This is a genomic window from Oleiphilus sp. HI0128 (assembly GCF_001635365.1).
In genome coordinates, this window is record NZ_LWGG01000308.1 from 1 (window position 1) to 1,091 (window position 1,091).

3 protein-coding genes are annotated in these 1,091 nt (G+C 46.4%); all 3 read right to left on the bottom strand.

The window, feature by feature from the left end; all coding sequences use genetic code 11:
* On the bottom strand, positions 1-571 hold a 571-nt coding region (locus A3763_RS03895), incomplete at its 3' end, for a cbb3-type cytochrome c oxidase N-terminal domain-containing protein (protein ID WP_156494889.1).
* Positions 564-749 (bottom strand): CcoQ/FixQ family Cbb3-type cytochrome c oxidase assembly chaperone, encoded by a 186-nt coding sequence (locus tag A3763_RS03900; protein ID WP_068509685.1) that lies wholly within the window; start codon positions 747-749, stop codon positions 564-566. The genes A3763_RS03895 and A3763_RS03900, both read right to left, overlap by 8 nt.
* 11 nt (positions 750-760) lie before the next feature.
* Positions 761-1,091: cbb3-type cytochrome c oxidase subunit II (locus A3763_RS03905; protein ID WP_197482745.1), on the bottom strand; the 331-nt coding region annotated here is incomplete at its 5' end.

Genomic DNA, 1,091 nt, shown 5'->3' on the forward strand with positions numbered 1-1,091 from the left:
TAGCGGGATTTAAACCTTTGGCAGGCATTTGACCGTTTCGACCATACAGGAGGGTGGTTTTGATCGCGTCTGGACTTCCACCATATAACCAGTCGTGGTCAGTCAGATTTGGAAAGCCTAATGCGCCGCGACCTGTTGATCCGTGACATACTGAGCAGTTATTAGCAAACAAACGCTGTCCTACTTTCATTGCTTCGGCATCTTTGGCGAGTTCTTCAATTGGCTTTGCCGCGTAGGCTTTGAATATAGGTGTGTACTTTTCATCAGCTTCAGCAACTTCTGCTTCCCATTGACCGGTAGAAGACCAGCCTAAGAAACCTTGGAAGTTACCTAAAGTCGGGTACAGCAATGCGTATGCGAATGCAAAAACAACTGAACCGATAAACATATGGAACCACCACTTTGGAAGTGGATTATCGTACTCTTCGATCCCATCGAAGGCATGGGGCATCTTTTGTTCAGTCTCTTCATCTGTAGTTTGGCTTTTTCGGGTGGCTACTAGCAGCCATGTACTACCGATCAAAGTACCGATAATAATGACTGAGACCCATACACTCCAAAAACTAGTCATGTTCTTCTCTCTCTTTTTCGCTCAAGGTACGTTCCGCGATATCGTCATCCTGAAAGGGCAGGTTGGCTGCATCGTCAAAATCTTTTTTCTTTTTGCCGTTATAGGCCCATAAGCATATGGCGACAAAGGCGATCATGACCAAGATGGTAGATAGACCGCGTAACGTGTTGATATCCATAATATTGGTTCTTACTTGTTCTTAAGAACGGTGCCAAGCTGCTGTAGATACGCAACCATAGCTTCGATTTCTGTTTTACCTTTCACCGCTTCTGCTGCACCGGCAATGTCTTCGTCGGTGTAGGGAACGCCTACTGTACGAAGTGCTTCCATTTTCGCAGCAGTACCTTTGTGGTCTACGATAGCTGTAAACAACCAAGGGTAGGACGGCATTTTGGACTCAGGTACAACATTACGTGGGTTATAAAGGTGAGCACGTTGCCAGTCGTCACTATAGCGACCACCAACACGAGCCAGATCAGGACCAGTACGCTTAGAACCCCATAGGAATGGGTGCTCATAA

Coding starts and splice junctions, on each gene's coding strand:
- A3763_RS03900 (WP_068509685.1), bottom strand. CDS start 749: ATGGATATCAACACGTTACGCGGTCTATCTACCATCTTGGTCATGATC.